General features: G+C 25.7%; 23 protein-coding genes and 3 tRNA genes. 8 read left to right on the forward strand and 18 right to left on the reverse strand.

The annotated features are described in order from the left end of the window. Nucleotides 1–12: 12 nt before the first annotated feature. Together U880_RS0104770 and U880_RS0104775 are read left to right on the forward strand one after the other, a co-directional pair. A complete protein-coding gene (locus tag U880_RS0104770) occupies nt 13–1,698 on the forward strand; it encodes an outer membrane protein assembly factor BamB family protein (protein WP_038359242.1) in 1,686 nt (561 codons plus the stop codon). Nucleotides 1,699–1,827: 129 nt separating this feature from the next. Next, on the forward strand, nt 1,828–4,074 hold the full coding sequence (locus tag U880_RS0104775) for a P83/100 family protein (protein WP_024654994.1): 2,247 nt from the start codon (nt 1,828–1,830) through the stop codon (nt 4,072–4,074). A gap of 81 nt (nt 4,075–4,155) precedes the next feature. Here the strand turns inward: U880_RS0104775 and U880_RS0104780 are convergent. Beyond that, nucleotides 4,156–4,228, reverse strand: a tRNA-Pro gene (locus tag U880_RS0104780). 8 nt (nt 4,229–4,236) lie between these two features. Further along, nucleotides 4,237–4,310, reverse strand: a tRNA-Arg gene (locus U880_RS0104785). 104 nt (nt 4,311–4,414) lie between these two features. Here U880_RS0104785 and U880_RS0104790 point away from each other — a divergent pair. Further along, the gene (locus U880_RS0104790; protein ID WP_024654995.1) at nt 4,415–5,032 is read left to right on the forward strand and encodes an endonuclease III domain-containing protein; all 618 of its coding nucleotides are present in this window, start codon (nt 4,415–4,417) and stop codon (nt 5,030–5,032) included. 7 nt (nt 5,033–5,039) lie between these two features. On the opposite strand, the gene U880_RS0104795 is transcribed toward U880_RS0104790, so the two are convergent. Genes U880_RS0104795 through U880_RS0104805 form a run of 3 tightly spaced genes read right to left on the reverse strand, consistent with a single transcriptional unit; the run spans nt 5,040 to nt 7,315 of the window. Then, on the reverse strand, nt 5,040–5,891 hold the full coding sequence (locus tag U880_RS0104795) for an ABC transporter permease subunit (RefSeq protein WP_038359245.1): 852 nt from the start codon (nt 5,889–5,891) through the stop codon (nt 5,040–5,042). Then, entirely contained in the window at nt 5,891–6,838 is a 948-nt protein-coding gene (locus tag U880_RS0104800) for an ABC transporter permease subunit (RefSeq protein ID WP_038359247.1), read from the reverse strand. The genes U880_RS0104795 and U880_RS0104800 overlap by 1 nt, the downstream gene beginning before the upstream one ends. Before the next feature lie 36 nt (nt 6,839–6,874). Next, nucleotides 6,875–7,315 (reverse strand): septum formation initiator family protein, encoded by a 441-nt coding sequence (locus U880_RS0104805; protein WP_024654998.1) that lies wholly within the window; start codon nt 7,313–7,315, stop codon nt 6,875–6,877. A 151-nt stretch (nt 7,316–7,466) separates the two neighbouring features. Here U880_RS0104805 and U880_RS0104810 point away from each other — a divergent pair, with 151 nt between their 5' ends. Beyond that, entirely contained in the window at nt 7,467–9,038 is a 1,572-nt protein-coding gene (locus U880_RS0104810) for a hypothetical protein (protein ID WP_024654999.1), read from the forward strand. Between the two features lie 509 nt (nt 9,039–9,547). On the opposite strand, the gene U880_RS0104820 is transcribed toward U880_RS0104810, so the two are convergent. The 6 genes from U880_RS0104820 to U880_RS0104845 form a co-directional block, all read right to left on the reverse strand. Then, nucleotides 9,548–10,543 (reverse strand): DUF4340 domain-containing protein, encoded by a 996-nt coding sequence (locus U880_RS0104820; RefSeq protein WP_024655001.1) that lies wholly within the window; start codon nt 10,541–10,543, stop codon nt 9,548–9,550. A 13-nt stretch (nt 10,544–10,556) separates the two neighbouring features. Beyond that, nucleotides 10,557–12,059, reverse strand: coding sequence for a GldG family protein (locus U880_RS0104825; protein ID WP_024655002.1), 1,503 nt, complete (start codon nt 12,057–12,059; stop codon nt 10,557–10,559). Nucleotides 12,060–12,066: 7 nt separating this feature from the next. Then, nucleotides 12,067–12,801: an ABC transporter permease gene (locus U880_RS0104830; RefSeq protein WP_014696567.1), complete on the reverse strand. Its 735-nt coding sequence runs from the start codon at nt 12,799–12,801 to the stop codon at nt 12,067–12,069. Beyond that, the gene (locus U880_RS0104835; RefSeq protein ID WP_024655003.1) at nt 12,798–13,724 is read right to left on the reverse strand and encodes an ABC transporter ATP-binding protein; all 927 of its coding nucleotides are present in this window, start codon (nt 13,722–13,724) and stop codon (nt 12,798–12,800) included. The genes U880_RS0104830 and U880_RS0104835 overlap by 4 nt, the downstream gene beginning before the upstream one ends. A 21-nt stretch (nt 13,725–13,745) precedes the next feature. Continuing rightward, nucleotides 13,746–14,705: a ribonuclease Z gene (locus U880_RS0104840; RefSeq protein WP_024655004.1), complete on the reverse strand. Its 960-nt coding sequence runs from the start codon at nt 14,703–14,705 to the stop codon at nt 13,746–13,748. A gap of 305 nt (nt 14,706–15,010) precedes the next feature. After that, nucleotides 15,011–16,090 carry an NAD(P)/FAD-dependent oxidoreductase gene (locus U880_RS0104845; RefSeq protein WP_024655005.1) on the reverse strand — a complete coding sequence of 360 codons (1,080 nt, stop codon included), beginning with the start codon at nt 16,088–16,090 and terminating at the stop codon, nt 15,011–15,013. A gap of 151 nt (nt 16,091–16,241) precedes the next feature. Between U880_RS0104845 and U880_RS0104850 the strand changes: the two genes are divergently transcribed. The 3 genes from U880_RS0104850 to U880_RS0104860 all read left to right on the forward strand — a co-directional run bounded on the left by U880_RS0104850 (nt 16,242) and on the right by U880_RS0104860 (nt 17,680). Continuing rightward, on the forward strand, nt 16,242–16,832 hold the full coding sequence (locus U880_RS0104850; RefSeq protein WP_024655006.1) for an ATP-dependent Clp protease proteolytic subunit: 591 nt from the start codon (nt 16,242–16,244) through the stop codon (nt 16,830–16,832). After that, on the forward strand, nt 16,774–17,538 hold the full coding sequence (locus tag U880_RS0104855) for a hypothetical protein (RefSeq protein WP_051373881.1): 765 nt from the start codon (nt 16,774–16,776) through the stop codon (nt 17,536–17,538). Before U880_RS0104850 ends, U880_RS0104855 begins: the two co-directional genes overlap by 59 nt. A gap of 58 nt (nt 17,539–17,596) precedes the next feature. Then, nucleotides 17,597–17,680: transfer RNA gene (locus U880_RS0104860), tRNA-Leu, on the forward strand. Between the two features lie 2 nt (nt 17,681–17,682). Here U880_RS0104860 and U880_RS0104865 read toward each other — a convergent pair. Together U880_RS0104865 and U880_RS0104870 are read right to left on the reverse strand one after the other, a co-directional pair. After that, nucleotides 17,683–18,549: an undecaprenyl phosphate translocase family protein gene (locus tag U880_RS0104865; RefSeq protein WP_024655008.1), complete on the reverse strand. Its 867-nt coding sequence runs from the start codon at nt 18,547–18,549 to the stop codon at nt 17,683–17,685. A 33-nt stretch (nt 18,550–18,582) separates the two neighbouring features. After that, the gene (locus U880_RS0104870) at nt 18,583–18,912 is read right to left on the reverse strand and encodes a nucleoside triphosphate pyrophosphohydrolase family protein (protein WP_024655009.1); all 330 of its coding nucleotides are present in this window, start codon (nt 18,910–18,912) and stop codon (nt 18,583–18,585) included. A 98-nt stretch (nt 18,913–19,010) separates the two neighbouring features. On the opposite strand from U880_RS0104870, the gene U880_RS0104875 reads away from it, so the two are divergent. Continuing rightward, the gene (locus tag U880_RS0104875) at nt 19,011–19,898 is read left to right on the forward strand and encodes a LysM peptidoglycan-binding domain-containing M23 family metallopeptidase (RefSeq protein WP_024655010.1); all 888 of its coding nucleotides are present in this window, start codon (nt 19,011–19,013) and stop codon (nt 19,896–19,898) included. A gap of 215 nt (nt 19,899–20,113) precedes the next feature. Here U880_RS0104875 and U880_RS0104880 read toward each other — a convergent pair whose 3' ends face one another. The 5 genes from U880_RS0104880 to murG are packed head-to-tail and all read right to left on the reverse strand — an operon-like array spanning nt 20,114 to nt 25,243. Continuing rightward, complete coding sequence (locus tag U880_RS0104880) at nt 20,114–21,469, reverse strand: sigma-54-dependent transcriptional regulator (RefSeq protein WP_024655011.1); 1,356 nt, start codon at nt 21,467–21,469, stop codon at nt 20,114–20,116. Then, the gene (locus U880_RS0104885; protein ID WP_024655012.1) at nt 21,462–22,622 is read right to left on the reverse strand and encodes a two-component system sensor histidine kinase NtrB; all 1,161 of its coding nucleotides are present in this window, start codon (nt 22,620–22,622) and stop codon (nt 21,462–21,464) included. The genes U880_RS0104880 and U880_RS0104885 overlap by 8 nt, the downstream gene beginning before the upstream one ends. After that, entirely contained in the window at nt 22,622–23,665 is a 1,044-nt protein-coding gene (locus U880_RS0104890) for a DNA polymerase III subunit gamma/tau (RefSeq protein WP_024655013.1), read from the reverse strand. Before U880_RS0104890 ends, U880_RS0104885 begins: the two co-directional genes overlap by 1 nt. A 17-nt stretch (nt 23,666–23,682) precedes the next feature. Then, nucleotides 23,683–24,165, reverse strand: coding sequence for a CvpA family protein (locus U880_RS0104895; protein WP_024655014.1), 483 nt, complete (start codon nt 24,163–24,165; stop codon nt 23,683–23,685). After that, complete coding sequence (murG, locus tag U880_RS0104900; RefSeq protein WP_024655015.1) at nt 24,146–25,243, reverse strand: undecaprenyldiphospho-muramoylpentapeptide beta-N-acetylglucosaminyltransferase; 1,098 nt, start codon at nt 25,241–25,243, stop codon at nt 24,146–24,148. The genes U880_RS0104895 and murG overlap by 20 nt, the downstream gene beginning before the upstream one ends. Nucleotides 25,244–25,368 lie beyond the last annotated feature (125 nt).

Here is a 25,368-nt window from a genome sequence, read left to right on the forward strand (position 1 = left end):
GTTCATTACAGGATGTTTGTGATTTTGAAATTAAATTTTTGTATTTTAATTTTTTTTAGTGCTTATTTTTCTCTATTTGCAGATGTTAATCTTTATTTTCAAAGAGCTTTAACTGGGCAAGTTTTAGGAAATCCTATCCTTGATGAGAGACGTGATACTATTACTGTATTAACGAAGGATAGGTGGTTAATAACTTATACTATGTCTTTTGGTAAAAAGTATTCTTATAGGTTAGATAGAACTCCTTATCCCTTTTTATTAAAGGATTTTGGTAATGGGTATTATGTTATTACAGTACGTAATGAAGTTCAAAAAATCCGAAGAGGAAGACTTATATGGAAATATAATCTGGGTGTTTCTCCTATAAAAGCCCCTTCAATAGGTAATGGTTATATTTTAATTCCTACGGTTGATGGTAGAGTTATTGCTTTAAGACTTGGTGATGGTCATAAGGTTTTTGAGGTTGATATAGAAGGGCAAGCATTAACCTCATCTGTTGTTTTTGAAAATGGTAATTTTTATATTGTCAATGAAAATGATGAAATGTTTGCTTTTAATGTTAATGGAGAACAGATATGGAATATTTCGCTTATGTCCTCTCCTAGTGCATTGATGATCAGTACTGATAATAAAATAATTGTTGGATTGCAATCTGGAGAGATTGTCATTTATGATAGTGATTTTGGTGATGTATTAAATTCTGTTAGTTTAAATTATCCTATTAATTTTTTGTTTGAAAAATTTAATGGAGAGTATGTTGCAGTATCTGATATTGGTGTTTTTTTTAATTTAAGTAAAAATCTTGAAATTATGTTTTTCAAAAATTTATCTTTAAATATTAAAGAAGCTGTGCTTTACAATAATAAAAATCTTTGTCTTGTTATGAAATCAAATGGTGTTTTAGTTCTTGATGAATATTTTAGACCCGTTGATAGATATGATGATATGAAGGAGATATCCGGACTTGTGGCTAATGTTGGATTCATTGTTACTGGAGGATTTAATTGGATATTGACCACTTATTATTATCAATATAAAGATATGCTTGACATTATTGTTTGGAATCATACATTGGGTAATAGATATCATCAAAATAGAATAGATTTTAGAGAAAAATCTTTAATGGAACATGAAGATGTTTATTTGACCCTTGATGAAATGTTAAATTCTGCATATGACAAGGTTGCTTATCGTAAATTTTTAAGTATGCTTGATTCTATTTTAAAGAAATATGGTAGTTTTCCTAAAAGATATTTAAATTTATATAAAAAGGCTATTGATAATTGGCTTTCTCCAAAAGATGGAATTGATAGAATCTTTCAAAGAGGACAATTGTATAAATATTTTATGTATGTTGATGATATGTCCGCAATTAAGAGTTTTGTTAATGTTGCAATTCATGAGAAAGATATTAGCAATGTAATTCAGTTGATTAAAAATATTGCCAAATTTGAATATTATCATGATCAAGATGAACTTGTATATAATTATATTCAATATATAATATTGAATTATCAGGGTAATTTAGAGATAGCTTATGCTGTTCTTTTAAGCTTACGCAAGATAATTGTAAATTCTTCTGAAGAGAATCTTACAAAGTATAGAAGTAAATATCTAACTCTTTTGAAATTTATCAAGCGACAAAATTTTTCTGAAAAAATTAATGACTTTGCTAATGAAATTATTGCAATTCTTTAATTCATTTTGTTGCTAATTTTATGTTATCATGTATTGAATACATCTTGTATTGTGTTAAAATTGATGTTTTAATTTATACCGGTTTAGTTAATGATTAAGTTTATAATTTAACCAGGGGAGAATTTTATTATGAAAAGAATATGGGCACTTTCTAGTTTATTATTTGTTTTTTTAAATATTTTTACTTTTCATGCTAGAGAGGTTGATAAGAAAAAATTAAAAGATTTTATTAATATGGATCTTGAGTTTGTCAATTATCGAGGTCCTTATGATTCTACAGACACGTATCAACAGATATTGGGTATTGGTGAATTTTTGGCTAAAAATTTAGTTGATAATAAGGCTAACTATTACAATAAATATTATGTTAATAGGCATATTGATCGTGAAGATGAAAAAAGTAGTTCTGATGTTTTTGTTATTGGTTTAAATTCATCTCTTGATAGTATTTTAAATCTTAGAAGAATACTTACAGGATATTTGATGGAAGGTTTTAAATACAGTAAAGAAAGTGCAGAATTGCTTGCCAAGGCTATTACGATATATAATGCTGCTTATCGAGGTGATTTAGATTATTATAATAATGCTTATATTAATTCTTCTCTTACAGATTTAAATAAGCATAATGTAGGGCTTTCAAGAGTTTATAGTCAATGGGCTGGAAATACTCATATTTTTATTCCTCTCAAAAGAAATATTTTGTCAGGAGACATTGAATCAGATGTTGATCTTGATAAAATAGTTACGGAGAGAGTAGTAGCCTCTCTTTTAGGTGAAAATGAAGAAGTTGGTACAAATTTTGCAAGAGATTTAACAGATGTTCAAGATGAAATGCGTGATGTTGATCAGAAAAAAATTGATATTGAATCTAATACTTTAAAGAGTCTTGATGATGAATTGAATGAAACCATTGATAATCTGAGAGAACAACTTGAGAAAGCTACAGGTGATACTGAGAAAAAAGAAATTGAGAAACAAATTGATGATAAAGTGTTTGAAAGAGATGTTTTAAAAGGTAAAACAGAAGAACTTAAAAAGTCACAAAAAAAGTTAGATAGTTCTCAGGAAAAATTGGATAAGCAGAGGGGTATAGTAAAGGATAAGATACAAGAAAATATTGATAAGAGTAATAAAGATAAAAACTTACCAAAGCCTGGAGATATAACTTCTCCAAAAGTAGATGAAAAATTGCAATTAACCGAGACTATTGAAGATTTAGAAGAGCAACTCAATAAAGCTACTGATGATACTGAAAAGAAAGAAATTGAAAAAAAAATTGATGATAAGATAGTGCAAAGAGATGCTTTAGAGGATAATAGAGATGAGCGTAAAGAGGTAGATAATGGTAGCTTGGATAAACAAAAAGATCCAGTTAGGAATAGGTTGCAAAGAAATGTTGAGCGCAAAAATCAAAATAATAATTTGCCAAAGCCTAAAGCTATATCACAAAATAATGGAAAATCACAGTTATCTAAGGATTTAGCACAACAACTTAAGAAGGCTATTGATGATGCTGAGAAAAAAGAAATTGAGAAACAAATTGATAATAACATATTTCAAAGAGATGCTTTAGAGGATAATAGAGATGAGCGTAAAGAGGTAGATAATGGTAGCTTGGATAAACAAAAAGATCCAGTTAGGAATAGGTTGCAAAGAAATGTTGAGCGCAAAAATCAAAATAATAATTTGCCAAAGCCTAAAGTTACATCACAAAATGATGAAAAATTAAAATCAGTTGATGAATTGAAAAGACAACTTGAAAAAGCTACATCAGATATTCCAAAAAATTCTCCTAATATTGCAAATAAGCAATCTTTGCAAGAATTGACCGATAAGTCTTTAAATGCTAAAGAAAAATTGGTTCAATCTGAAGATGTGAATAAATTGTCCACTGAAGATAAGGACAAAACGCCTGTATTTTTGGAAATTTTAAATCCTAGTACTAATTTAGGTGTTCTTAGGTTAATTGATTCAGATAAAGAGAAATTAGATAAAAATTATCAGTACGGTATTAGGAGGTATGGGGTTTATGAGAGGAAAGATGATTTTGTTGCTATAAAACTTTGTTCAGGTATTGCAAAACTTCAATTACTTAGCAAATCAGAAAATTTAAAAGTTAAATCTCAAGCAGGTTTTGAATTGAGTAGGGATTCGTCTCTTTATGTTGATTCTGAAATGATTTTAGTAGTTGTTAAAGATAATAATGCTTGGAAATTAGCAAAGTTTTCTTCAAATGATTTGAGTAAATTTGTTCTTTCTGAAGATGAAGTTTTACCATTTACAAGTTTTACTGTTAATGCAGGTCATATTTATTTACAGGATGCGTCTAAGTCAATTATTACTTTAGATGTAAATACTTTGAAAAAAACAAATTAAATTCAATCATTTATTAAACAATATGTTTGTTAATGCAAGCAGGAAGGATAAAATTTTGTTCATTCTTGTAATGATGGAAAATCGGGACAGTGAGATTCGAACTCACGATCCCCTGCTCCCAAAGCAGGTGCCTTAGCCGCTAGGCCATGTCCCGAAAAATTACGCGCCAATTAGGACTTGAACCTAAAACCTACAGATTAGAAGTCTGTTGCTCTCTCCAATTGAGCTATTAGCGCCTTTGAGCCTAAAATTGAGTATACCATGTTGAAAAATCCTTGTCAAGAAAGATATTATTGCTTATCCTTTATTATGACTATACATATAATTTATAATTATTTTTATGGTTAATATTGATTTAATTGTAGATGAAACTTTATCTCGCTATCCTTATGTAAAACCTTTTTTAACTTTTAAAAATAATTACGAACTTTTAATAATGGTGATTTTGAGTGCAAGAACGACTGATAATATGGTTAATAAGATTGCACCTAAACTTTTTGATAAATATGGTGATTTTAAAAGTTTGGCATGTGCTGATTTAGTAGATGTTGAAAAATTAATTTATAAATTAGGATTTTATTCAAATAAATCTAAAAATATTATAAATTGTGCACGAATGATTTTAGAAGATTTTAATGGTATTATTCCAGATAATATTTTTGATCTTATATCTTTGCCAGGAGTAGGTAGGAAAACAGCCAATGTTATTCTTGGTGTTGTTTATAAAAAGCCAGCTATTATTGTAGATACTCATTTTAGTAGAGTTGTGATTAGACATGGAATTACTTTTGAGAAGACACCTTTAAAAATTGAATTAGATTTAAGAAATAGAATACCGGCTGATAAACAATATAGATTTTCTATGGCTATTAATAGGCATGGAAGAGATATTTGTACATCACGTAGTCAAAATTGTAAGAATTGTTTTTTAGAAAAATTTGCACCAAGACTTGTTTGATTATGATTTATGATGATATGAAAAATTTTGTGTGTTTTTTTAGTTTGAGACTTATTGATGTTAAGATAATGTTTATAGTTAATAATATTATTAGGGGATTTATCCATATCCAAACATATTCTTTTCCCATTTCTATATATCTTAAAAGTTCTCCAAGACTTGGATAATAGCTTTTGTTTTGTTGTTGTAAAAAATTTATTACTTCAAAAGTTGTTAGGCTTTTTGAGATTTGTAGAGGAATAATTGATGAAATTGATGAAAAAATTTCGGGAAATATGTGATATATTATTATTCTATATTGGCTTGCACCCATCATTTTACTTGCTTTTATATAATCAAGGTTTTTAATTAGTAGTGTGTTATTTCTTGTAATGAATGAAAATTTGATCCATCCGTGTACTATTGCTAGTATAAATGATACTTCTAGTATGTTGTAGTTTTTTTGTTTTGAAAAATAATAAAGAATTAACGTTAATATATAGAAAAATGGTATTGTTTGTAATGATTCTATTAATTTTGAAATTATCAAACAAGTTTTGAATTTGAGATTTCCGATTATTATTCCTACAAAAATTCCAATTATTGCAGAAATTGCTGCATAACTAAATGAAAGTAAAATAGAATTTCTAGTTGCTAATATTAATCTTGATAATATATCTCTACCCATTTTATCAGTTCCTAAAGGATTTGTATTTGTTGGTGCTTGCGGCAATTTGTTTGTTTGCTTAATATATATTTTATTTGGGTCTTTCTTATATATTGCAAATTTTGTATTTTCATTTATTAAATTAGGAATTATTATTAGAAATAAAATGAAAATACTCAATAATAAAATATATAATCTTTTAAATTTATTCATTATTCTAATATATCCTTATAAGGATTCATATTGTATGTTAATATATCTGTTATTAAATTTGTTATTAGCATAATGAATACTCCAACAAATAGTAAGTCTCTGTAAACTATATAATCGTTATTTTTTATTGCATTAATTGTTAAAGCTCCAATCCCATCAATTCCAAATGTTATCTCAATAAAAGAGGAACCAAAGAATGATGTTGTAAGGGTGGATCGTAGGTGTGTGATTAATGAAGTTAAAGAGGGAATTAATGCATGAAATGTTATTATTGAAAAATTTTTAATACCCCTTGATTTTGCACTTATTATATAAGGTTCAGATAAATTTTTTGTTAGGGATTGTTTAAAAATTACAGCGTTAAATATGAAAAATGAAAAAAACCATGCAAATCCACCTATTATCAGGTTTTTTTGATTTATGTTGAGGTAGTAAAGTAGAGTAATTACTAACATTATGATTAAGTTTCTTGGTAATGAATGTAAAAATAGCATTATATATTCTAAAATATTATTTAGAATTGTATTTTTTACAAAAAATGTCCATATAATAATAAAAAAAATGGCTATTAAGTAAGATAATATTAAACCTGGAATTGATATTGTTAATGTGTTTTTTATTTTACTAAAAATGACACTTATTGGTGATTTGCCTTTTATAAGAGGGGTATTATAGGTAGTTCTCCAGATTATTCCTTGATATTGGGTTTTATATACTATGTATAGAGATCCTGAGATGTGTTTGGCAAAATAATCTTTACTTAATGGAGTATTTGGATCAAAATCATATATTAACTTGTAGCTTTCAATACTTTTAATTAATCCGATATATTCCAAATAGTCTTTAAATACATTTGTTTTTATAAATGGAACATTTGGACGATTATTTGAAAATGCATTTAATATTGATATACAAAAAAATGTTGACATAATGACGTTAATCGCCATATATAATACATTTTTTATGATAAATATAGCTGTAGTTTACCTCCCTTTATTAAGAATTTTTATTTTTTCAAAATAACTGAGTAAAAAATAAGATATCAGTGAAAATATTATTGATATTAAGTAAAAATTTTTGTCTATGTTTGTATTGTTTGATGTTTGTTTTATGTTTAATATATTGCCTTGGTAATAATTTTCATCTTCATCAGAATTTTTTATGATAATTGAATTTTGAGGATAATAACCTAGTTTGCTTGCTTCTCTTAAGATAGCTGGTTTCGATATTTGTAAGTTAATATATTTTGTTTTTAAATTTTTTTGTATCATTTTTAAGTTTTCAATATGATTTTTCATTATAATGAGATTGTTGTTTAATTTTTTATAGCTAATAATTCCTGTTTCTCCAAAAATTGGTGCTATCATGAAATAACTTATTACACCTACGTAAATGGAAAACATAATTTTTTTTATTAGGAACATATTATATTGTAATTATATCTTTAATATATTATATTTACAAGTATATAATTACAATATAATATATTCCATAGCATGTTATATTGTAATTATATGCTTGTTGAGTATGAGTATGTTGTCTTTGTTTAACTAAATTTGGAGAAAAATTTTTAATATGATAAGTCATAAGAATTCTTTCTTTATTAAAGAAGGCCCTAAAAAAGTTGATTTTGATATTGATAGTGTGTTTTTGCAGCACTCAGTTAATGCACAAGTTGTTTCTATACATTCTGATGATATTAAAGTTTTATTGGATGAAAAGTTATTAAAACTTGATTCTTCTTTAAAGCAAAGGCATGGTGAGTTGGTTGATTATTTAAAAAAGGTTGAGGTACGTATTTCTAGAGTTGAAAAGACGATACTTGATCGTAGTTTGGATTCTCTTGAAAATTCTGATAATTCTAGCTTAAAATCAATGGGTTTTATTGAATCTCATGATGACATTATTGTTAGAGATAATGAATTTGGTGAAATAGTAAAACGAGAGAATAATTTGCCAAATGTTTCGCTTGCTCAGGAAGAATTAGATGCTTTACTTGAAGGGCTTAATGAAATTTCAAGTGATAATAAGAAGAATTTTGATAATGGTAATAATGGTAATACTTTAGAGAATGATTTTGCATCCGAAGAAATCTTGATGGATGATCGTAAGAGTTTAGATATCGATAATAATTTATCCCTATACAATAATGATATACATGGTGTTCAAGATAAATTATCAAAAACAGAAAAAGATGAATCCTTAAAAACTAATTTGTTAATGTCTGGGGATATTGATAAATTAGAAGAATCTTCTTCTTTAAAGATGGATAATCTTGTTCATAAGAATGGTAGTGAGCAGGCTTCTGCTGCAAGTTTGGATGAATATAATGAGGTTTCGACTAATTCTTTTATTGATGAGAGCCCTACTAATATTGAGTTGAAGAGTGAGGGTGATTATATTGATAATTATAATGTAAATGACATTACTTCAGATATGAAAAATGTAGAGAGTGATGTTTCATCTTTTGAGAAGGATCATTTGGGTAAATATGAACAGCATTTTTTAAATCCCAATTTAAATGAAGCTATATCTTTAAGCCAAGATTTGCAAGATTCAAATAATGTGGAAATTCAGGAAGATAATAAAGAATTAAATGGTTTAATTGATATTTCTGATCATAAGGTTAATAGCTTGGAGATGACTAATGGTGTCAATTTACGAGAAAGTGATCATGATTCCACTTTAACAGTGGAGCATAAAAATAGTCATGTTGTTTCTGCTAATTTGAAAAAGTTTGATAATTTTGAAGATGTGTTAAAAGCAGATTTAAATTATGTGGATTTGCAAAATTGTATTAAAGATTTTGAAGAGAAAAATCTTTATGATGATGCAGGTGATTTAGAAGAGAAAGTGGAACAGGGTGAAAAATTAAATGCATCTTATCTAAAAGAACAAGAGACTACTGGAGACAGTCATAATTCTTGTAATTTTAGTTTTGCTGATGTTGAGGCTATAATAAATAAATTTAATGATAATGATTATTTAAGTCAGATTAATTTAAGTGATGAAGAACGTGACGTGTTAGTTAAGTTTATTGATAATTTAGAAAATGAACTTTCTTTTAATCCTCAGGGTAATAATTTTAAAATTAAAAAAGAATATGAAATTTTACAAAAAATTAAGCGTTTACTAGAAAGAGAGTAGGATTATCTATTTAATTAGATACTATTTTTTGTTTTTTATAACCTCAATTTTATTTTTATTTTTAACCTTTTTTTACTTTATTAATAAATTTTTAAATCAAATTGATTTTGATTTTGATGATTTAATCAATGATGTGAAATCATATAATATGAATTTTTTTAAAGATTTAGATTTGGAAAATTATTTTTCTAAGACTTTGTTTGATAATGACTTAGTTAATTCTTATTATTTATTATCATCAGTTAATGGTATGTTAATTTATAAATCAAAAGATGATTCAATTTATAGATTGTCTGACAAATTAGAACCAACTTTTTTAATAAATAGTATATTTATTAAAAAAGTTAAAGTTAACTTTGAATTAAGTGATGATTTTATAAGTTTAGTTGTATACTATAATATCCTGCCCAAGAGCAGGATACTTTATATTTTGTATTCTTACTTCTTTGTAATATCCTTTTTATATTTTTGTTTTTCTGTCTTTGTTTTATATCGATTATATCGAGATATTAATTGTGATCATTGTGTTCTAGATGATCTTCATTAGGTTCGTTATCTTTTTGTTCTATTTTTTTTTCTAAATTAAAGACATCAAAGAATGACCATCTATTGGTAGTATAATAATATACATCATTGTCTCTTTTCATTAAAATATCTTTATTTTTTTCATCTTTATTAATATAAATATCAATGTTATTAATACTTTTATTGTCCCATTGTATTTCAATATTATATTGTAGGTTATAATCATTGATTTTACTTTGATCTATTTCAAGCCCATCTGTTGTGAAGTCTTGAATGATTTGTAAAAGTTTTTCTTGTTTTAATACTTTTTGATTGATGAAGTAAAGGCCGTCTTTAATATATACTTTATAATCACTTTGTATTGAATTTTCTTCAGATTTTATTGATTTGTTTGCTATTTTAAAGGATAAACTTTCTATTTTTGCATTGTTTTCATTAAAGAGTTTGGTATCGGCAAATGTGTTGTAAGAGTTGCCTTTGTAAGATAGAAAGATATTATTTGTTAGATATACATTCTCGTCACTTCCCTTGATATAAGACAATCTTGAATCTCCTTCTCCTGGATTGCCAATAAATATTTCTGTTAGCAAATTATTTTGTTCATCAAAAAATTTAAAAGCAGGATTTTCGTTTATTCCCAATTCTTTATGTTTTTTTGGATTTCTGCTTACAAGTTTATTTTTTTGGAGTTTTTCTAGATTTTGAATCATAGAATTAACTCTTTGTTCATCAATTGGAAGTTTGATATCGTTGTATTTCAGTTCCCAACCTTTCCCTGATTTTATAATTGTTCCCTCAAGAGCTGTTTCAATTTTTGCAGTTTTCTTAAAGTCAATTGTAAACAATTTTTCTTCTAAAAGTCTTGTAACTTGGTTTTGCTTTGAGAAAATTATTCCTAACAAAAATGTGGATATTAATATTATGATTATTACTATTTTTATGTTTTCTCTCATTCCTAGCAATGTTTGTTTATTGTTCATAAGTTCTCCTTCATTAGTTGATTTTTCGTTTTTTTGTAAATCTAATAAGTCCAAATATTATTATTGCTATAGGTAATATGACCAAATTTATGACTATTAATGAAAATTTTGCATTTAACATTTCTTTTGAAGAATTTATAAATTTGAGTTTTGAACGTACTTCTCTTGATTTGATGCTAAAAAAAGCTTCCTTTTGCATTAAATAGTCTGAGATTCGTCCAGCAAATTCAAAATTAGAGGGTGAACCATTATACATGTAATCGCTAAAGATCATGCTTGAACCTAGTAAAACTATTTTTGAATTTGTAGATTTGATGTCTTTATATAGACTTTTAATTTTTCCTTCAACTGAATATCCAAGAATTTGTTGATTTTCTTTATCAAATGTTTTAGGTATATTAAATGAATACATGGCTATGTTTGAAACTTCTTCGTTGTTGGCTTGCCAAGATTCTTTAGAACTTGTAAATAGGGGTGAATATTTTATGTCATCATTATTTTCTTTTGTTTCTATAAGATTTAGTGAATTACTCCAAGGAATGATAGCATCGTAAAAATTTTTAAGTAAAGGATTATTAGGATCTGTGATATTATTTTTATTAATCAATATCCATGGGTAATAGGTTTGAAAATTACCTCCTAAGAAAAGACTTGGTGATCTTTTGTCAAGTATAATATTTTCATTATATTTAATACCATAACTTTCAATTAGATTAAATATTGGAGATTGAATAGAAGTTGTTGTATATGGGTTTTGAGGATTATAATCAATTTTACTTGTAGTTATTAATATTCTTCCATTATTGATGATAAACTCATCAATTTTTTTTAATGTATTCTCATTTATGTCTTTAGAGCCGATAATAAATAATCCATTGATGTCTTGTAGTTGTTCGTTTTCTAGATTTATTTCTTTAACTTCTGTTTTAAAAACTTTTTGCATTATTTCTATAAAGTTTTTATGTGTTGCTTTTAAATTTGCATCTCCAAATACGAGTCCTAATATTTTTTGTGTATTATTTATTAATTTGTCCAAACTGCTTGCAAGATCATATTCTAAATTGCTAATTTCTGTTACTATTGGAAGTACTTCACGTTTGCCTTCATATGTGATTTCAATTCCTGAATATATTTTTAGTATGGAGAGTTGATTAATTTCTCGTAAATCTATTTGTTGTGATGGAATTCCAATTTGTTCTAATGGAGTTGCTATTTTATCAGCATCTATGTCTTTATAAATTACTTTTCCTCTTGCAGCGTCAGAAAAACTTGTTAAAAAATTTTTTATTTGTTCTGGGAATGCAAAATAATTGCCAAGGCTTGCAGAATTATAATAAGTAATATATATTTTTTCATTTGCATTTGAAAATAAATCTTTTGTAACTTGAGAAATCGTAAAAGCTTTGTTTTTAGTAAGGTCTATTTTGAAAGTAAAAATAGATATGTTACAAAAGATGAGCAATATTATTATAAGGTTTAAGGTTAAATTTAAAATCTCTTGATGTTTGTTTTTCATAAAATAACTATCTCCATTTTTTTAATCTTATGCTATATGCGCTTAGTATTAAAAATGTAATTGTAAACGTGCTGAAGTAAATTAGATCTGATAAGTTTAATATTCCCATGTTAAAATAACCAAAATGATTACTAATTGAGATAAAATTTAATATTTGTCCAAATATATTGTCTTTTCCAAATATCATTACTAACTTTCCCGAAAATACTATTATGACCAAAACAAAAACGCTTAATATGTAAGACACTATTTGACTTTTAGTAATGGAAGATATAAAGACTCCTATGCTAAGCACTGAATAAGAATAAAGAATTATTCCTAAATATTGAAGGAATATTATTCCAAGATCAAATTCACCCATAAAGATTGTCATTAATGTTAGTGGCAATGTAAGAGCAAAAAGTATTAGTGTAAATATTTTAAGTGTAATAAATTTGCCAAGTACTATTTCTTGTGGATTTATTGGTAGTGCATAGAGTAATTCAATACTTCCCGTTTTGTATTCTTCTGAGAATACTCCCATACTTAGAGCTGGGAGAACTAACATTAAAATTATAGGCATTGATGAGAAATAAGACATCAATGAGGCGTTGTCTTTGATAAAAAATCCTGATAAGAAAATAAAAGAAAAGTTTACAAATATTAAGAAAAATAATATTACAACATATGCAGTTGGCGTTCCAAATAAAACTTTTAATTCTTTTTTTGACAAAATTAAGGATTGTCTTAGATCTATTTTCATTCTTTTCTCTCCTTTGTTAATTTGCTAAATATTTTTTCTAAACTTTCATGTTTTGGAATCATTGCTTTAAGTATCATTCCTTTACTTGTAATATAATTAAAAAGTTCTCTTTCACTTTTATTGGGTTTGAGTTTTAATGAAACATTGGTTTCTTTTTCAAATTCTTCTATTTTAATTGATGTAAATATATCATTGTTATAAAAATGTTCTTTGATTGTTTCAGAATCTTTATAAATAATAAGTTCTATTTCAGATTCTTGAAGTCTGTTTTTTGCTATATTTGCTTTAGTATCATCAGCAATAATTTGTCCATTATTAATAATGACTATTCTTTTGCATATTGATTCAACTTCACTTAAAATGTGAGATGAAAATAGTATTGTACTGGTTTTTGCAAGTTCTTTTAAAAAGTCTTTAAATTCAATAATTTGGTTTGGGTCAAGTCCGTTTGTAGGTTCATCTAGTATTACAAGTTTGGGATTATTAATTAAAGCACCAGCTATTCCTACTCTTTGTTTAAAGCCTTTTGATAATGTAGATATTAGTTTATTTTTGACACTTTCAAGTTTAAAAATACTGATTGCTCTCTCTATTTCTTTATTGTGATTTGTAACACCTTTAATTTCGGATATAAAGTTTAAATATTCCTTGACGGATAATTCAGGATAGAGGGCTAATTTTTCAGGTATGTAGCCTATATTTTGTAATATTTCTTTTGGATTTTTTGTTATATCTTTTCCAAAGATTTTTACATTGCCTTTATTTGGATAGTGAAATGATGTTAAAATTTTGATTAATGTGGATTTTCCTGCTCCATTTGGGCCAAGTATTCCAAGTACTTCTCCTTCGTTAACTTTGAAGCTAACATTTAAGAGAGCTGTAAATGAACCATATGTTTTAGTAATGTTGTTTACATTGATCATTTGTTATCTCCTTAGATATTATTATTTTATAATAAATTTATCTTTATTTGCTTTAAGTTTCATACCGTCTTTTGCTAAGAATATGTTTCCATTTGGATATTCTTGTTGTGCTTCATTTAGTAATTCATGTAGGTCTTTATTTAAAGTATATCTTTCACTGAAATGTATAAGTCCAGTTTGATATACTTTTGCTTTTTTTGTAATTTGTGCTGCTAATTTTGCTGTTAAATGTAATTTTTTTTTAGCTTCTTCTTTTAAGTCATCTTTAAATGTACTCTCAATAATTACTAAATTGAAATTTTGAATATATGTGCTTAATTCTTCAAAGTAAGCTGTATCTGTAATATATGCAAATTTTAGTCCTTTTTTTATTTCTCCTAATATTTCAGAAGGAACTATTTTTCTTCCATTCAGCATTACTTCATATCCTTCTTGTAGTTTTTTTCTAATAGGTCCTTTTGGTATATTTAGGCTTTCTGCTTTTTGTGTGTCAAATTTTCCAGGTTTATCTTTTTCTATAAATAAATATCCAATACAATCTATTGAATGTTTAAGTTTTATGTATTCAATTCTTTTTCTTTTGTCTTCATATAGTACAGGTTCTGTCTTATTAATTATTATTTCTTTATATATTATTTGATAATTTTTATGTACTCTTAAGAGTTCAATATTTGTTTCTAAATATTTCTTGATACCTATAGGGCCAATAATGGTTAAAGGTTCTTTTCTTGTATCACCACTTTGTGCCATTAACATTACTATTCCAAGTAATCCTGTGATATGATCGGCGTGTAAATGTGTGATACAAATCATTTTAATTTTTTGCCATGATATTTTTTGTTTCCTAAGAGACATTTGCGTAGCTTCTCCACAGTCAAAAAGAACACTTTCTCCGTGATATTCAATTAAAATAGATGTTAAATATCTGTTGTGTAATGGTCTTGTGCCTCCTGTGCCAAGAATATTAATATTAAAATTCAAAAACAATCTCCCAATTCTTTTTGTTTAGTAAATTATAGACATACATGTTAAAATTGACTTTTAAAATGTGCATGATTATATTGGTATTTTGCATTTTTTTTAAATGATTTTTTAATTTAATAGTAGATACTCCTTGATATTACATATTGAGTATTTAATTTTATAAAAGATAGATATATTTTATTTTTACTATTATGTTTTATTTTGCACACACTGCAAACATTATATTATTTTTTTTGATAATTTAGAAATGTTTCACATAGGAATTATTTATTTTAATGAAAATTCTAATACAAATGAATTGGTTATTTAATAGTACCTTTTTTATTTGAATGATTATATAAGTTTTCATATCTTTTAATATCATAATAAGTTGGTAGATTAGATTTGTTTTCAATATAATCTAAGATTTTTTTAGATAAATATGGTGCCATTGATATTCCTCTTGTTCCAAATCCATTTAAGATAAATATATTTTTATATTGTGGATGTTCCCCAAGGAATGGTTCTCTATCAATTGTGGCAGGTCTTATGTGTGCTTTGTGTTTTATTACTTTGTAATTTAAATTTGTAATTTTTTCCAGTTTTTTTAATAATTCTTTTTTTGCCCATTCATTTGTTTTTGTATCTAAAGTGTTCCATTCATAAGTTCCTCCAAGATAGTATTTACTATTGTCTAGAGGTATTAATGATACATGTCTATTGTATATTTCTTTTAGATTAAGACCTTTAATTTCTACTATAAGCATTTCTCCTTTTGCTAGTTTAAATGGAAGATATGAAAAGAGCCCTTCAATTTTTTCTCTATATCCTTTTGTAAATATTAGTTTTTTAAATTTAAGTTTGTTTATTGTAAAGAAATTTTTATCTATTTTAAGATTTTTATCATTTATTTCTTGTTCTGTATATGCGTGATATTTAATAAAGTATTTTTTGAGATTGTTTATATATAGTTCTGTATTAATTGTTGCTCCCTTTATTAATATGCCTCCATCATTGTCATTACAGAAATCGTTTATTTTGTCATTTTTTATTTCGATAATAAACTTTTCTATATTTGAATAATTATTTATTTTAGAAAGTAATTCTTCTTTTTGTGTTTTTGTAGTAAATGGTCTAAAGATAGGAATTTCTTTTAGAAGATTGCAATTAATATTTTTTTCTATTTCTTTGTAATATTGAATTGCAAATATAAAAATTTCAGATTCTCTCCAGGCAATATTCATTTTTCTTCCCATAATAGGGTTAATAAGTCCTCCTGCTATTGTTGTTGCTTTTTGAATGCCATCATCAAATAAAATTACACTTTTTTTTCTTTGAAGTATTTCATAAGTTAAAGTACTCCCAGCAATCCCACCACCAATAATTGCAAATTCATATTCCATTTAATTTTCCTTTATGTTAAGTTTGATTTTTTTGAATAATTATTTATTTTAATATATTATTTATGTTTTATATGTGCGAGGAGATTTAAAAACCTTTTGTTTTTAATTATAATTATGTATATTTAATTATAATTGTTTAAAAGGTAAGTTTATGGATTTTAAAGATATGAATGTGCAAACAGAAATACAAAAATCATTAGAATTTGCATTAAAGAGTAGATCAATAGTTATTACAGGTGAAATTGATAAAGATACTTCTAAGTTATTTCAAGAAAAAATATTATTTTTAGAAGCATCAGATTCTACAAAACCAATATTTGTTTACATTGATTCAGAAGGTGGTGACATTGATGCTGGTTTTGCTATTTTTAATATGATACGTTTTGTAAGACCCAAAGTTTTTACTATTGGAGTTGGACTTGTTGCAAGTGCTGGTGCTTTGATTTTCTTAGCAGCAGATTCAAAGAGTAGGTTTTCTTTGCCGCATGCAAGGTATTTATTGCACCAACCATTAAGTGGTTTTAAAGGTGTTGCTACAGATATTGAAATTTATACAAATGAACTTAATAAAGTCAAGAGTGAACTTAATGATATTATTGCAAAAGAGACGGGTCAGGAGCTTGATAAAGTTGAAAAAGATACCGATAGGGATTTTTGGTTAGATAGCGAATCAGCAGTAAAATATGGGCTTGTCTTTCAGATTATTACTACTAGACTTGAACTTGAGAAATTTATTTCTTAGTTTGTTGGTATTATCTTGTAGTTTTTCAAAAAGGGATTTTAGTATTTTGGAATTTAGTGTTATTAATTTCCAAAAAAATTTAATTTCAATTAATGTATTAGTAGATATTGCTTATAATTTATCTTTTTTAGATTTTGATGTAGTGATTGTTAAAAATTTAAGGAATAAAGAGGAGTTAGATCTTATTAATAATAAAGTTGCATTTGGAGATTTTCAAAATGCATATTTTATTAGACAAAATGATATTTTATCGATAAGTATTCTTTCTAAAGAGAAAATTAAAATTCAAATTTTAGATTTAATAGAGGGATTTTATGGATATAGATTGGGTGTGGTTGTTGATTTTGTGTTTAAAGATCGGCATTATGGGATTGTTATTTTTAATTTTGATGAAAAAATAGCTAATAATTTGGATATTGATATTGTTAATGATCAAATTAGATATTTAAGTTATAGGTATAAAAATTTGCTTTTTATTTTAGATAAGAGTGAACTTATTTTGTTAAATATGATTATTAATAATGGTTTTTTTAATTTAATTTATAATTCTATTAATCCTTTTTATATCATTAATGCCATTAGTTCTAAGGTTTATTCTAATTTTGTAGCACAAATTTCTATTCATTCTTTAAGGTATGTTGTTTTAAGTTATTTGTATAATAATTTTTATATGAGTAGTTTTCCAAAAAGTATTTTAATTAAATAGGTTTTGAAATTTTTAGTTCTTGACATCATGATTGCATTGTTATATTATTACTACCGATGCCGAAATGGTGGAAGTGGTAGACACACAGGACTTAAAATCCTGAGGAGGAAGCTCCGTACCGGTTCAAGTCCGGTTTTCGGTATTTCAAATTTTAGGATTATTGTTATTATTGAATAGGTTGTTTATATAAATTCCGCCAATAAATAAGATAATTGAAAAGACATAAATTTGTGGGCTAAATTTTATTTGAAGTTTGGTTGTAAGAAATATTATTTGTATAATTGTTCCTGAAATTAGTCCTATAGATAGATATAGAAAATCGATTAAATATTTTTCCATTGTTTTTTTAATTATTATTATTGTAATTCCTATTCCTATTATTGTAAAAGTGCTAAATATGATACATGGTATTATTTTAATTTGTGCTATTATGTTGATTATTTCTTTATAAGTTCCAAGACTTAATAATATGAGTGAACCTGAGATACCTGGTAATATCATTGCGGAACCACCTATTATTCCTGAACAGGCAAGTAATAAATAGTATTGAATTGAGGTTTTATCTTGATTTGTTGTTAGTTTTAGTGATACGTCATGATGCTTTAGGATTAAGAGCAATAGTATAGTTAAAAGGCCAGATGTAAATAATAAGTATTTATTAATTTTTGTATTGATGTTAAATGTTGAATTTGTATTAATTTCTTTTTTTAATGTAAATATACTTCCTAGGATTAATCCTATAAAAAATATATTTAAATACATTTCTTTTGTTGAATTGTCTAAAATATAGTTTTTAAGTATTTTTGCAAATATTGTTGTTGAGGTTAATATTCCAAGTGATAATTTCCCTAAAAAAATTATGTTTTCTTTTACTTTTTTTAGTTTTATAAGACTTGTTGACGAATAAATGATGTTATAGTATATTCCTGTTATTAAGGCTATCGTGCCTCCTGAAATGCCTGGTATTATACTTGCGATACCAATTAAGAGGCCTTTTATATAAATTCCCATAGTAATTTATGTATTTACATAGAATTAATGTTTTTATCTCTCATCACCCTCACCACTAATTGTACCGTTTTTATGTCTTTTTTTTAACTTTTCTAGATTGGTTATTGCAACATCTTCAAGTGTTATGCCAAGGTTATTACTTAAATTTGAAATATACCACAATACGTCACCAAGTTCTTTCTTTATTGCTAATAAATATTCTTCATCAAGGATATATTCTCTATCTCGACCTAATTTTTTTATTTTTTCTACCACCTCTCCTGTTTCTCCAGCAAGTCCAAGTGTGGTTAAAATCAATTCTTCTTTTTTGTTTTTATATTTTGCAGTTTGCTTAGCTTTTGTTTGATATTCATTTAATTCCATAATTAAGACTAGTGTAATATAGTTTTTATTTATTTACAAGTTTATTTATTATTTCTTTTTTTTTAAAGTTTTATTATATTAATTGGGGTTTAGCTATTATGAGTAAATGTATTCTTTTATTTGCAATTCTATTCTTTTTTGCACAATTTAATTACATATATTCTTATCCTGAGATACAAAGTTTTTCAAATAAAGATCCTGTTTTTTATGATCTGAGAAGAAAAATTGTTAAATATAATAAAAGAGAAAATGTTCCTTTGTTTATTTATTTATATCGAGTAAGGGAAGGTGATACTTTTTTTAGGATTGCAAATAAATTAAATGGTTGGCAAGCTAGTATTGCTACAATTAACATGTTAGATTCTCCTGTTTTAAAGGTAGGACAAGAAATTTTATTCCCCAGTAAGAAAGGTCTTTTTATCCTTAATAGTAAGGAATATAGATTTAATAATTTACTCTTAGCAACAAGGGATTTAAAAAAAGCAGAAAAAATAAAAATTAAGAGAAATAATAAGATTTATGATTTTTATTTTTTTGATTCGATTGAACAGCCAAAATTAAGTTTTTTTTCAACTACAGAAATGCTTTTCTTTTTAAATTCTGATTTTATTTTTCCTTTGAAGAAATTTATTATAAGTTCTGATTTTGGCTTTAGACCAGATCCTTTTACTGGTGTTAACAATTTTCATACAGGTATAGATCTTGCAGCTCCAATTAACACTTTGGTTTTTTGTTCAGCTTATGGTGTTGTAGGTTTAGTTGGGTTTAATAATGTTTATGGTAATTTTGTTGTTGTTGAACATAAAAATAATGTTAAATCTCTTTATGGACATCTTAATTCTTATTTTGTCAAAAGGGGGGATATTTTAAGAACAGGAGATATTATTGGTAAAGTAGGACAAACTGGTAGATCTACAGGGCCTCATTTACATTTTGAAATATTAAAGAGAGATGCTCCTGTTAATCCTATAACAATTTTAAAATAGACAAAATTATATTATTAAATTGTGTTTATTATTATGTTATATTTTAAGATAAATTTAAATATAAGGGTGTAATTTTTTGCTACACTTTATTTAAAAGATTTATTTAATATGTTTCGACTTGATATATTATTGTTGCTATTGGAATTTTTTTAGTATAAAAAATATACATCATCAGATAATGGCTATATTGTTTTATATTGATTATTAATTAATAGTTAATGTATGTTATACTCTGTGATTTTATTGTGTAAAGTTTTTCTTCCAATTTTAAGTATTTCAGCACATTTACTTTTATTATTCTTTGAATGAAGAAGTGTTTGTTTGATGATCTCTTTTTCTGCTTCTTTTAAGCTTATTCCTATTGGTAGTGTTATATTGAATGTTTGATTTGTGTTATTTTTGATTTTAGGAGGTAGGTCATCTTTAACAATTTGTTTCCCTTTAGATAAGATTAATGCACTCTCAAGTACATTTTTTAATTCTCTAATATTTCCTGGCCAATCATATGCATAAAGAGCTTTTAGTGCATCATTGGAAATACTTTTTTCTTCTTTATTATTTTCACTTGCAACATCTTTAATTAATATTTTTGTTAAATTTGGAATGTCATCTTTTCTTTCTCTTAATGGTGGAATATTTATATTTATTATATTAAGTCTATAAAATAAATCTTCTCTAAATTTTCCTTTTTGAATTTCTTCTTCAATATTTTTATTTGTTGCTGTTAGTAACCTAATGTCAACTTGCATAGTGGTCTCTCCGCCTACTCGTTCAAATGTTTTATTTTGCAGTACTCTTAGTAATTTTACTTGTACTTCAGGTGATACTTCTACTATTTCGTCTAAAAATATGGTTCCTTTATCTGCTAGTTCAAATCTACCTTTTTTTTGAGAAATTGCACCTGTGAATGCTCCTTTTTCATGTCCAAAAAGTTCGCTCTCAAGTATGCTTTCAGATAGTGCGGCACAATTGACTTTAATAAAAGGTTTGTCGTTTCTATTTGATAAATCAAATATTGCATCTGCTATTACTTCTTTTCCAACACCGCTTTCTCCAGTTATTAGAACAGATGCTTTTGATTTTGCAATTTTTTTTACAAGTTCTAAGATTTTTTGCATTATAAGTGATTTTCCAAATATTTCTTCATAATAGCTTAAATTTTTTCGTATAATTACGTTTTTTTGTAATATGTTTTGTTGTTTTTTATCATTCTTTTTTTTTAGAGCTCGCTTGATGATTAATAATAATCTTTCAAGGTCAACAGGTTTTGTTAAAAAGTCATAAGCACCTTCTCGCATAGCATCAACAGCTGAATCTACAGTGCCATGTGCTGTAAGAATGATAAAAGGTATATTTGGATTTCTGTCTTTTACAATTTTTAATAATTCTTCTCCTGATATTTGAGGCATTCTAAGATCAGAGATTATAGCATCGATTTTTTCATTTTGAATTGTTTCAAGCGCTTCTTCGCCATCACTAGCAGTAAATACAAAGTAACCCTCTTCTTCAAGATAAGTTGCTATTCCTTCTCGTATGTTTTTTTCATCATCTGCTACTAATAATTTACTCATTTTCTAAACATCCTTCAATTAAAATTTTGCCCTTATTTAGTTTTGGAAGTGTTATTGTAAAAGATGTTCCTTTCATTTCTTTACTTTCTACAAAAATTTCACCACCATGTTCTTTAACTATTTTATAGGAAATGGTGAGTCCTATACCACTTCCATTTTCTTTTGTACTGAATTGGGGTTTAAATATATCGTCTTTTGTTTCGTTTTTTATTCCATTAGCATTATCTTTAATAGAAATATAAATGTTATCTTCATTTTCATGAGTAAATATTTCTATTTTTTTTATTTTTTTATTTGATTCAAGTAATGCTTCTTCTGCATTTTTGACTATGTTAATAATTACTTGTCTTATAAGTTTTTCATCAATTAATACAAAGCTTACTTTTTTTAAACCGAGTATAAATTTAATATTTTTGTTTTTTAATTCTGGATTTAATAGATTATATACACTTTTTATAATGTCTGAGATATCTCTTTTTTGTGGCATTATTTTTATTGGTCTTACTGTTAATAAAAAATCTGTTACTGTTTTGTCCATTCTATTTATTTCTTCTTTAATTATTTTAAAGTAATGATTTGCTTTTTTGCTTTCGATGTTTTGTCTATCTATTTCTTTTTTAAGTAGTTGTAAATTTATATCAATTGCTCCTAGAGGATTTTTGATTTCATGTGCTATGTTTCTTGCATGTCTTGTAAATGCAGCTAAAGCTTCAGCTCTTCTAAAGAGTTCTTCTTTATGTTTTTTATCTTTAATATCTTCAATTAAAATGATATTGCCTTCAAGTTTTTGATCTCTTACATATGGCATAAATGATATTTTGATATATATATTTGTTGAAATTTGTACTTCAAATCCTATTATTTTATCTTCATTTGTTGCTAGTTCTTCTATGAGATTTGTTAGTGTTGGAATTGAAATATCTTTAAGAGTTTCTAATTTATATTTGGGGCTTATAGATAGAATTTGAAATAACATTTTGTTTAGATAAATTATGTTGTTGATTTTATCAAGTACCATAATTCCTTCATTAATAGATGCAAAAATACCATCATATATTTCTATTTTTTTATAAATATCTTGTATGAATTTAAGTTTTTGGTCACTTGATAATTTATTTAATTTAGTCAATGTTTTTTTTAAAAATTTGCTCATTAATCCTCATAATGTAACATTAGATTTTCGATTATTAATTTTTTATTTTGATTGTAAGGATTATATTTCAGTATGTATTTTAAATATTCTAATCTTTGTAAGTATGTGTTTATATCTAAATTTTGGTTTAAAAATTCATTTCTAAGTTGGCTTATAAGTTCTTCTAAAAAGAGACCGAATATGTTGTCGTCTTTTATGAAATTAATTGAACTTAGATTAAATATACTTTGTTTTTCTTGTATGATATTTAAAATTTTTTTAACTTCTTCTTGTAATTTTGTGTGTTCTTCGCTATTAAATGATTTAAAGTATTCTTCTATTGTAAGCTTGTCATTTTTTTTAAAAGTTTCCTGAAAGAGATTAATTTCAAATTCTCTGTTTTCTTTTTTGAATGTGTATATTCTAAGTCTTGATAAAATTGTTTTTGGAATTTTGTTTTTATTTCTTGTAGTTAAAATGAAATAGATCTTTGAAGGTGGTTCTTCTAGTATTTTTAATAATGCATTATAGACATTAAAATTAAGGTTTTCAATTTTATTAATGTAAATTACCTTTATCTTGTTTTTTTCAGATAATACCCAATGTTTAATTGTTCTAACATCCTTAATTGTAATGTTAAAATTTATCTCTTTAATTATTTCTTCAATTTTATTAATAAGTTCTTTTTTTGTTGTGTCATTGTATTGATTGTTATAGTAGACATTATTAATAAAATTGATATTTGTTTCTATTTTTTTTAAATTTTTGTCACTACTAAAGTTGTATTTTGCAAAGATAATATTTTTAACATATTCTAGATATCGATTTATAACTTCGTTTGATGTTGAGCTGAGATAAGCTTTTGCTTCCACTATATTAAGATCTGAGAGAATAATTAAATTAGGATTTGTTAAATTTTTTATGTTTAGAATTTCTTTTGCGAGTGCAATTGCAGTTGTCTTTTTAAAAGAAAATCTTTCTCCCCAAAAAAGCATTGCATTTGGTAAATTTTCTTTTTTGTATTCATTAATTATTGTTTTAGCTATTTCAGGTAATATTTTCATATTTTTACTTCTCTTTGCTATGTTTTTGATATTTTAAATAGGTAATTTATTCCAGGATTGAGATATTCAAGAAAGTTACTTCCTTCTAAGAAATAGCTAGGATTAAATATTTGTTGAGCATGAATTATATATACTACAATTGCTATTATTCCAAAAGCTTCAAGTAAACCAAGTACAAGACCAAGTATTCTGTTGAAAAATAGTAATTTAAGATGACTTATTATTGATTCAATTAATGCTTGTAAAATCAAAAATCCTATGTGTATTACTAGGAAAAATACTAATAGTGCTTGAACATATGATAAATCAAGGATTGGCGATATTAATATCTTGAAATCATTAGTTTTATTGTAAAGTAAAAATATTAAAGTAAAAATTTCGACAAATCCAGTAATTTCTTTAATAAAACCTCGTAAAAATCCTCTGAGTCCTAATGATGTAAAAATTATTATTATTAATATGTCAACTATGCCTGTTATTTTAAAAGGATTGTTTAGCATTTATGTCCTCAAATTCCTTTAATAATAGATTGGCTATTATATTTGATGAATCTTGATTGTGAAATTTTTTTATATTCTGTTTTATTATATTAAATTTTTCTTTATTATCTAAAATTTCTTTTATCAAGTTTATGATTTTAATTTCATTTAAGTCATCCTCATCTATTTTTAAACATGCATTTTGATTTACTAATAAATTTGCATTTTTAACTTGATCTCCTCGTGAGCCCTTTATAAATGGAACAAGTATTGCGCATGCACCAGCATTTGCAAATTCCTTAATGGCCCCAGCTCCGGCTCTGCTTATTATTATATCTGAAAATTTTATTATACTTGCCATTTCTTCTGCATTAAAAAATTGTCTTCTTAGATAATTGTCTTCTCTAGTTGGATCTACATTTTTGCCACATTGGTGAATAAAATAGACATCAATCTTGTTTTTTATATTTATAACTAATTTGTTTAAAATTTCTGCTCCAAGGGAACCCCCAATTATGCTAATTATGGGTTTTTGTGTATTTTGAGTTAAATTCTTGATTATATCTGATTTTGGATTTAGAAATTCTTTTCTTATTGGTGATCCTGTATATAAGACATTTTTATTTTTAAAATATTTTGTGCTTTCTTGAAAGCTTATATGTATTTTGTGTGCAAATTTTGAGTTAATTTTTGTTGCAAGTCCAGGATCAAGATCCATTTCGTGAGTTATACTTTTTACTCCAAGTAAGCTTGCTGCAATAATAGGAGGACTTGATACAAAACCACCAGTTGCATATATGATTTGTGGTTTATATTTTTGTATGATGAGAAAGCTTTTTATTATTCCAAATATTACTTTGAAAAAATCAGTGAAATTTTGTAAAGAGAAATATCTTCTGAGTTTCCCTGATGGAATTGCAATAAATTTGATGTATTCGTATTCTTGAATAAGTTTTTCTTCTATTGAATTTTTTTTCCCCAGCCAAAAAAATTCAATATTTGTATCGTATTCTTTTAATTTGGAAATTATTGCTATTCCTGGAAAGATATGTCCTCCTGTGCCCCCTCCTGTAAAAAAAATCCTTTTCTTAGTGTTTATATACTCTTGCATCTATTGTTTAAATCCCTACATTTTTTATTTTAATTTAATAACATATTTTAATGCAAATATTGTATCTTTTATTTTAGAGAATCGATCATTTATTATACTAAAATAAATAGTTT

Source organism: Borrelia hispanica CRI (assembly GCF_000500065.1).
In the GTDB taxonomy this organism is placed as follows: domain Bacteria; phylum Spirochaetota; class Spirochaetia; order Borreliales; family Borreliaceae; genus Borrelia; species Borrelia hispanica.